Source organism: Hyphomicrobiales bacterium (assembly GCA_030688605.1).
In the GTDB taxonomy this organism is placed as follows: Bacteria; Pseudomonadota; Alphaproteobacteria; order Rhizobiales; family NORP267; genus JAUYJB01.
In genome coordinates this window covers 23,871-31,455 of the sequence record JAUYJB010000155.1, presented here as the reverse complement: position 1 = coordinate 31,455, position 7,585 = coordinate 23,871, and the positions used below count along the sequence as shown (strand labels likewise).

The 7,585-nt window shown below is 66.2% G+C and carries 9 protein-coding genes and 1 pseudogene; 2 read left to right on the top strand and 8 right to left on the bottom strand.

Features of this window, described 5'->3' with window-relative positions:
* On the top strand, positions 1–188 hold a 188-nt coding region (locus tag Q8P46_16320), incomplete at its 5' end, for a hypothetical protein (GenBank protein MDP2621712.1).
* Positions 189–200: 12 nt separating this feature from the next.
* Here the strand turns inward: Q8P46_16320 and Q8P46_16315 are convergent.
* The 5 genes from Q8P46_16315 to Q8P46_16295 all read right to left on the bottom strand — a co-directional run bounded on the left by Q8P46_16315 (position 201) and on the right by Q8P46_16295 (position 6,006).
* Positions 201–1,400, bottom strand: coding sequence for an acetyl-CoA C-acyltransferase (locus Q8P46_16315; GenBank protein MDP2621711.1), 1,200 nt, complete (start codon positions 1,398–1,400; stop codon positions 201–203).
* A gap of 127 nt (positions 1,401–1,527) precedes the next feature.
* The gene (locus Q8P46_16310) at positions 1,528–2,853 is read right to left on the bottom strand and encodes a mechanosensitive ion channel (protein MDP2621710.1); all 1,326 of its coding nucleotides are present in this window, start codon (positions 2,851–2,853) and stop codon (positions 1,528–1,530) included.
* 118 nt (positions 2,854–2,971) lie between these two features.
* Positions 2,972–4,339 carry an aminotransferase class V-fold PLP-dependent enzyme gene (locus Q8P46_16305; protein MDP2621709.1) on the bottom strand — a complete coding sequence of 456 codons (1,368 nt, stop codon included), beginning with the start codon at positions 4,337–4,339 and terminating at the stop codon, positions 2,972–2,974.
* 46 nt (positions 4,340–4,385) lie between these two features.
* Complete coding sequence (locus Q8P46_16300; protein MDP2621708.1) at positions 4,386–5,180, bottom strand: YdcF family protein; 795 nt, start codon at positions 5,178–5,180, stop codon at positions 4,386–4,388.
* A gap of 79 nt (positions 5,181–5,259) precedes the next feature.
* Positions 5,260–6,006 (bottom strand): flavodoxin family protein, encoded by a 747-nt coding sequence (locus Q8P46_16295; protein MDP2621707.1) that lies wholly within the window; start codon positions 6,004–6,006, stop codon positions 5,260–5,262.
* A gap of 210 nt (positions 6,007–6,216) precedes the next feature.
* Between Q8P46_16295 and Q8P46_16290 the strand changes: the two genes are divergently transcribed.
* The gene (locus Q8P46_16290; GenBank protein MDP2621706.1) at positions 6,217–6,819 is read left to right on the top strand and encodes a VOC family protein; all 603 of its coding nucleotides are present in this window, start codon (positions 6,217–6,219) and stop codon (positions 6,817–6,819) included.
* Between the two features lie 211 nt (positions 6,820–7,030).
* On the opposite strand, the pseudogene Q8P46_16285 reads toward Q8P46_16290, so the two are convergent.
* From Q8P46_16285 to Q8P46_16275, 3 genes and pseudogenes are all read right to left on the bottom strand, one after another.
* A pseudogene (locus Q8P46_16285) lies at positions 7,031–7,165 on the bottom strand (carboxyl transferase domain-containing protein).
* 11 nt (positions 7,166–7,176) lie between these two features.
* Positions 7,177–7,428, bottom strand: coding sequence for a DUF2442 domain-containing protein (locus Q8P46_16280; GenBank protein ID MDP2621705.1), 252 nt, complete (start codon positions 7,426–7,428; stop codon positions 7,177–7,179).
* Positions 7,409–7,573 (bottom strand): DUF4160 domain-containing protein, encoded by a 165-nt coding sequence (locus tag Q8P46_16275; protein ID MDP2621704.1) that lies wholly within the window; start codon positions 7,571–7,573, stop codon positions 7,409–7,411. The genes Q8P46_16280 and Q8P46_16275 overlap by 20 nt, the downstream gene beginning before the upstream one ends.
* Positions 7,574–7,585 lie beyond the last annotated feature (12 nt).

Genomic DNA, 7,585 nt, shown 5'->3' with positions numbered 1-7,585 from the left:
GGCTCGCCGGGCGATGCGGTGCATCGGTCAAGAGCCGCAACACCGCCACGGCGCAAAAGAACCCGGCCTTCGGTGGGCCAAATCGGCCCACCGGGTTCGTTGCGGCGCTCGCCCGATATCCCGTATCGCGCGTCGCGCCGCGCCTGCCCGGATGTACCGCCTTGGCCCATCGAATTGATTCCCTATAACCATGAACCGCTCTAGCCGATCCGCTCGACCGCCACCGCCGTGGCCTCGCCGCCGCCAATGCACAGCGCCGCGATGCCCTTGTCGACGTCATATTGGGCCATCGCCGAAAGCAGCGTCACCAGGATGCGGGCGCCCGACGCGCCGATCGGATGGCCGAGAGCACAGGCGCCGCCATGGACGTTGACCTGATCGTGCGGCAGGTCGAGATCGCGCATCGCGGCCATGGTCACCACCGCGAAGGCTTCGTTGATCTCGTAAAGCCCGACATCCTTCTTCGACCAGCCGGTCTCATCCATCAGCTTCTTGACCGCGCCGATGGGGGCGGTCGTGAACCAAGCCGGCTCCTGGGAGTGGCTTGCGGTAGCGGCGATGCGGGCGAGCGGCGTAAGCCCGCGACGTTTGGCCTCCGAGGCGCGCATCACCACCAGCGCCGCGGCACCGTCGGAAATCGAGCTCGAATTGGCTGCGGTGACGGTGCCGTCGGGGCGGAAGGCGGGCTTGAGCTGCGGAATCTTTTCCGGATTGCCCTTGCCGGGCTGCTCGTCGATGGTCACGACCGTATCGCCCTTGCGCGCGGAAATGGTCACCGCAACGATTTCGCTTGCAAAATGGCCGTTCTCGGTTGCCGCGCGGGCGCGTTTCAGGGATTCGATCGCATAGGCGTCCTGCGCGTCGCGGGTGAACTGGTAGTGCCGGGCCGTGTCCTCGGCGAAGGTGCCCATCAGCCGGCCCTTGTCGTAGGCGTCCTCCAGCCCGTCGAGGAACATGTGGTCCTTGATCTCGCCGTGGCCGAGGCGCAGCCCGCCACGCGCCTTGGGCACCAGATAGGGCGCGTTGGTCATCGATTCCATGCCGCCGGCGACGACGATGTCGGCCGAGCCGGCCTTGAGCGCGTCGCAGGCCATCATCACCGTCTTCATGCCCGAGCCGCACATCTTGTTGACAGTCGCGCATGGCACCGACAGCGGCAGCCCGGCGCCGAGCGAGGCCTGGCGCGCCGGCGCCTGCCCCTGGCCCGCCGCCAGCACGCACCCCATCAGCACCTCGCTCACGTCAGCGGGCGGGACGCCGGCGCGCTCGAGCGCCGCGCCGATCGCGCCGGAGCCGAGCTCCGCGGCGCTCTTCAGCGCCAAATCCCCCTGGAAACCGCCCATCGGCGTGCGCGCCATGCCTACGACGACGATCGGATCGGATCCGTTGGAACGTTTCATGACCATCCCCTTTGGCTGCCTCGCAACAATCTATTGCTTCGCACCATATTCCTGTTGCGGCGCACATCCAAGGCCCGTCGCGACGCTATATTGCCGCGCCACGCCAGGGCACCGGAAAACGCCCCGATCACTCCGGTTGCGGCGGCGCCCGCCGCAACTCGACCGGCGTGCGCATGATGATCTCGCGGTGCGGGAAGGGAATTGCGATTCCGGCCTCCTTGAAGGCGTCCCACAGGGCGAGAAACACTTGGCCGCGCACATTGGCGACGCCCCGCTCGGGATCCTGGATCCAGAACCGTAACACGAAATCGATCGAGGAATCCCCGAAATCGGCCACGTGGCAGACGGGCTCCGGACTGCGCGCCACCCGCTCGACGGTCTTGGTCGCCGCGATGGCGGTCTCGCGCACCTGGTGCGGGTCGCTCTCGTAAGAAACGCCGAAGGTGATCTCGAGGCGGATATTGCGCGAGGAGAACGACCAGTTGATGACCTGCTGGGTGACGAAATCCTCGTTCGGGATCAGATATTCGCGCCCGTCGCGGGTGACCACCGAGACATAGCGCGAGCGCAGGGTGGTGATCCAGCCGAACGTATCGCCGAGCGTGATGACGTCGCCCGGCTTGATCGACTTGTCGAGCAGGATGATGATGCCGCTCACCAGGTTCGAGACCACCTTCTGCAAACCGAAGCCGAGGCCGAGGCCGACGGCGCCGGAAAAGACGGCAAGCGCCGTCAGATTGACGCCGATGGCCATCAGGGCCACGAAGAAGGCGATCGCGACCAGCGTGATCTTGACGATCTTGCCGATCAGCACCTGCATCGAGGGCGTGAGGTCCTTGTTGACGGAGAGCCTGCGGTCGAGGAGATGGCCGGCGGCACCTGCAAGCCACAACAGGAAGGTGAGCAGGATCGCGCCCTTGACCAGCGCCCACACCGACAGGTGCATCTCGCCGATATCGAAGGACAGCGACTGCATCAGTTCGATGGCCGGACCGAGCAGGCCGAGAATATTGAGCGCGGCGGCGGCCCAGGCGACGATCGCGACGGTGTGCGCCAGCGTCCGGTTGCGAATGATCCGCGAGCCGACCGACAGGATCAGCCAGGCGGTGACCAGGCTCACCGCCACGCCGACGAAGTAGCTGCGGCTGTGCCACGTCACCCCGCGCAGGATCGCGTAGCTCAACCAGAGCGTGAACGCGAAGGCGATCCAGCGGATGCGGCGCAGCAAGAGCGCCAGGAAGCGCAGCAACCGCGGCTGGTTCTGGATCTGGCGCAACCGCTGCTCCAAGCGCGGCTCGAGCCAGCGGTGCAGGAGCTCGGAGAAGACATAAAGCGCCACGATCAGCGCGAACTGCAGGAAGGCCCAGCCCTGCAGCATGGCCTGATACGAGAACACATTCTCGTTCAGCCACCGAGCGGCCATGTCGATCCGGGATTGAAAATCGAAAATCATGCGAATCCGCTTTCTTCTGCGGCCATTCAATCAGGGCCGCAGACGCCCGCCAAATGCTTTCGCGCCAAATGCCTTGCCCGCTCGAATGGGAAGGCCTGAAAGGACCTTCGGCGACGGCCTATTGACGGCCCGCAGCCAGAATCGCCTTCAGGGCCCGTTCCATGTCGGCCTGCCTGGTCGCCCAGGAGCTGACGCTGACCCGCATTCCGGCACGGCCGCGCCAGGTCGTTCCGCCGCACCAGATTTCACCGGAGCGCTGAAGTGCCGAGATCGCCCTCGTGGTGCGGTCATCGTCGCCAAACGAAACGACGATCTGGTTCAGCACGACATCGTTGAGAACCTCGATGCCGGCTTTGGACAGCTCGCCGGCGAGCCATCTGGCCTGACGGCAATTGCGTTCGATCATTTCGGCAAGACCGGACCGCCCGAGCGATTTCAGCGCCGCCCACACCTCGACGGCGCGGGCCCGGCGCGAGCTGTCGGGCGTCACGTCGATCGCGTCGCGGCGTCCGCTCGGCGCGATATAGGCGCCGCTGACCGACATGGCGCGGCGCAGCGGCTCGGGCTCCCGGACCAGGGCCACGCCGCAATCGTAGGGAACGTTGAGCCATTTATGGGCGTCGGTTGCCCATGAATCCACCGCCTCGAAGCCCTCTGCGAGCGCAGCGAGGCCCGGGCAGGCGCGCGCCCACAGACCGAATGCGCCGTCGACATGCACCCAGGCGCCCTTGGCCCGGGCCCGGGGAATGATCGTTGCGGCCGGGTCGAAGGCGCCCGAGTTCACGTTTCCCGCCTGCAGGCAAAGGATGGTCGGCCCCGCGATCTCCGGCATCGCCTCGGGGCGCATCCGGCCCTGCCCGTCGACCGGGACGCGCGTCAGCCGCTCGCGCCCGAGGCCGAGCATCGCCAGGACCTTCACGACGGAGGCATGGACTTCCTCGCCGACGATGACGGTAACCTCCGGCGCGGCGAACAGGCCTTGGCGTTCGACGTCCCACCCCGCACGCATCAGGACCTCGTGCCGCGCCGCGGCAAGGCAAGTGAAGTTCGCCATCGTCGCGCCGGCGACAAGGGCGCCCTCGGCGCCGGCGGGAAGTCGCAGCGCCTGTTTGAGCCAGCGAAGCGCCGCCTCCTCGAACAAGGCGGCGGCTGGCGAGCTGACGAAGCTGAAGGAGTTCTGGTCCCAGGCGCCGGCAAGCCAGTTCGCCGCGACGGTGGCAGGCAGGGCGCCGCCGGTGACGAAACCGAAGTAGCGCCCTCCGGCGCTGGCGACGGTCGCCGGAGAGCCGAATTCGTCGATGAGCAAAATCACCTTCGATGCCTCGGTCGGCCGATCGGGAAAAGGTGCCTTGAGAATGTCTTCCAGCCGCTCAATGGAGCGGGCTTCGGGGTAGACCCGCCGCTCGGCGACGCCCGCCAGATAGCGCATGCCGCGTTCGGCGGCATCCGCCAGAAGTGCCCTGATCTCGTCCGTGTGCTTAGCCATGTGCCCAATGTCCGACAATCGCCGCGGATGGCGTGCTCCAAAGCGCTCAGGGCGCCGGGAAGAAGGCGCTGGTGCGCCCGGTCAGCCAATAAACGATAAGCCCGACCCATTCGCGGGTCGCGATATCGACGCGCCGCAGCCCTTCGGAGACCTTGTCGAAGGGCCGCAACAGGTCCACCAGTCCCCGGGTGCGGTAGTCGACCGTGTAGGCGGTGACCGGAAAGCCGACCCGGCGGAAGCTGCCGATGGCGCGCGGCATGTGGTAGGCGGAGGTGACGAGCAGCCAGCGTTCGCTCGCCTTCGGGCGCAGGATTCCCTTGGTCAGCAGCGCATTCTGGAAGGTGTTGAGCGAACGGTCCTCGAGGATCAGCCGCTCCGGCGCGATGCCCGCGTCGGCGAGCATGTCGCGGGCGATATCGGTTTCACGGGCGCCGGAAAAGAAGACCTGCGGCGAGCCGCCGGAAAAGACGATCTTCGCCTGCGGATAGCGGCGGGCGAGCGAAACCAGGGCGGTGAGCCGCTCCGCCGCCTCGTTCAGCGCGGCAACGCCGCGCGCCGGCGAGACCAGCGTGTCGAATGCGCCGCCGAGGACGATGATCCCGTCCGGTGCCGGAGCGGGCTCCGCGATGGGCGGAAACCGCTGTTCCAGCGGCAGGATCAGCGCCTGGCCGAGGGGACTTAAGCCCGCCACACCGAGCAGGAGGACCGCGGTGACGACCGCTGCCCGCCCCAACCGCCACCGGCGCGTATAGAGCAGCACGGCGCCGGCGATCGCGAGGGCCAGGATCGCCGAAGAGGGCTGGACGACAAACCAGACGATCTTGGAAAGATAGAAGAACATCGCCGCCTACCCCGCCTCTCCCGGCGGCGGAACAATTCGCAGAGAACCGGCCTCATGTCCACCGTTCCCCGCCCTTCCCTCACCGATAATCGGGATTGGGATAATCGAAGCGGCAGCCGGCCTCCCAGGCCGAGCGCTGGTTGCCGTGGGCGGGGATGCCGCCGGCCTCCTTCAGCATGCGGGCGACATGCATCAGGTTCCAGCTCATGAAAGTGGTGTTGCGCTGGGTGAACTCGTTTTCCGGCCCGCCGGAGCCCTTGTCGGCGTAGGAGGGGCCGGGCCCGGCCTCGCCGATCCAGCCGGCGTCGGCCTGCGGCGGGATGACGTAGCCCAGATGCTGCAGCGAATAGAGCACGTTCATGGCGCAATGCTTGATGCCGTCCTCGTTGCCAGTGACGATGCAGCCGCCGACCCGGCCGTAATAGGCATATTGGCCGTGGGCGTTGAGATTTCCCGAAAAGCCGTAGAGCCGCTCGATGACGCGGGTGGCGATCGAGGACTTGTCGCCGAGCCAGATCGGCGTGCCGAGGACGAGAATGTCGGCCTCCATGACCCGGTCCTGGATCTTCGGCCAGTCGTCGCTCGCAAAGCCGTGCTCGGTCATGTCCGGATAGACGCCCGGCGCGATGTCGAAATCGGCGGCGCGCAGATAATCGCCCGCGACGCCGTTCTTCTCCATGATCTCGCGGGCGACGCCCATCAGCGCCTCGGTGTGCGAGAGCTGGCCGGTCGGCTTCAAGGTGCAGTTGATGAAGATCGCCTTCAGGCCCGAAAAGTCCCAGCGGTCCTGATCGCAAAGCTGTTGCTGTCGCGGCGTCAGCGCCATCGTTCCCCTCCCGGCGTGTCTTGGCCCGAGGCCAGCGTCGCATGCATGCCGGCTGCTGGCAAAATACGATCCCGTGAACGGCACTCCGCCGGGGCCGGCCCTTGCGTCCGCCGGCCGAAGACCCCATTGTGAAGGCGAGACGGGATGGGACGAGCGCGGCGAGCGTCCGCGCCGCTACGTGCCAACAACGCTCCGATCGGAGGTTCTCGGATGCAGAAGCTGCAGACCCAGGGGGTGCACCACATCACGATCAACGGCGCCGACCGGCGAACGTCGATCGATTTCTGGGAGGGCGTGCTCGGCATGCCGTTCGTCTTCGAGCAGCCCAATCTCGACGACCCGGAAGTCAACCATCTCTATTTCGATCCCGGCGACGGGCGGCTGATCACCGTGTTCACCGAGGAGAGCCGCAAGCCGGACCGCACCCCCAACCCGAACGGCATCGGCAATCTGCACCACATCGCCTTTTCCGTGTCGCGGGCGACCTATACGCAGGTGGCTGCGCGGCTGAAGGAGCGCGGCATCTCCAATTCCGGCGAGATCGACCGCGGCTTCATGGATTCGATCTATTTCCGCGACCCGCTGGGCCAGCTTCTGGAGCTTGCCGCCTACAAGTTCGAGCCGCCGACGGGCGCGACCCACGCCCAGGTGCTGCACGAGGCGCACAAGATCCGCCTCGCCAGGGGCGACTACAATATCGCCGACGAACACCTCGCCGACGCCATCGAGCTTCTCACCCGGCGCCTGTCGGGCAGCTTGTCCGACGACCGTGGCGCCAAGAATCCCTACGCGGTGGAGCTGGTCGAGACGTAATTTTTCGCTCACGGGCAGGCGGGCTTTCGCCCGCTTCAATCTCCAAAATACTCATGCCATTCGTCTTATCGTCACCCCGGCGAATGCCGGGGTCCAGAACGGACTTTGTCGTTTCGCGCTACCGCCGCGACTGGATACCGGCCTGCGCCGGTATGACGGCAAAAAGCCAATCGGACATGATGTATTCACAGGAGTGAAAGTCCTCGGTCTCTTAGAGCGGCATGTTGTTGTGCTTCTTCCAGGGGCGTTCTTGGGTCTTGCGGCGCAGCATGTCGAGCGCGCGGCAGAGGCGCGGGCGGGTACCGTGCGGCAGGATCACGTCGTCGAGATAGCCGCGCTCGGCGGCGCAGCCAACCATCAGCCCTCGGCCGGGTGCCCCTTCAACATGCCGGCGACGCTCAAATCCTCGTCGATGTCCGGCCAGTGGATGCCCATCGGCATGATCTCGTAATTGGCGCGTTGCGCCGCCGTGGCGCTCTTGAGCCGCGGATACCAGTCGAGCGGCGTCGCGATCCTGCGGCCATCGGCGAGCGTCACTACCAGCTCGGTCGCGGTGAATTCGACCGAGCGGGCACGCAGGTCTCCGATATCAATCTCCAAAGTGGTCATGCCAAGCGCTCACCAATTCGCCGCGGTGCAATCGCAGATGGCGGATGATATCGCTGATTTCGTGCGCCGGATACCCGGAATTGATCGCCAAGCTCAAGTCGTGCAACCAGAATTTGGCTTCCATGTCGTTCCGCCGGACGTGCACGTGGGGCGGCTC

Bases quoted from the DNA above. Each gene is read 5' to 3' on its own strand.
- Q8P46_16315 (MDP2621711.1), bottom strand. From the start codon at position 1,400: ATGAAACGTTCCAACGGATCCGATCCGATCGTCGTCGTAGGCATGGCG.
- Q8P46_16310 (MDP2621710.1), bottom strand. From the start codon at position 2,853: ATGATTTTCGATTTTCAATCCCGGATCGACATGGCCGCTCGGTGGCTG.
- Q8P46_16305 (MDP2621709.1), bottom strand. From the start codon at position 4,339: ATGGCTAAGCACACGGACGAGATCAGGGCACTTCTGGCGGATGCCGCC.
- Q8P46_16300 (MDP2621708.1), bottom strand. From the start codon at position 5,180: ATGTTCTTCTATCTTTCCAAGATCGTCTGGTTTGTCGTCCAGCCCTCT.
- Q8P46_16295 (MDP2621707.1), bottom strand. From the start codon at position 6,006: ATGGCGCTGACGCCGCGACAGCAACAGCTTTGCGATCAGGACCGCTGG.
- Q8P46_16290 (MDP2621706.1), top strand. From the start codon at position 6,217: ATGCAGAAGCTGCAGACCCAGGGGGTGCACCACATCACGATCAACGGC.
- Q8P46_16280 (MDP2621705.1), bottom strand. From the start codon at position 7,428: ATGACCACTTTGGAGATTGATATCGGAGACCTGCGTGCCCGCTCGGTC.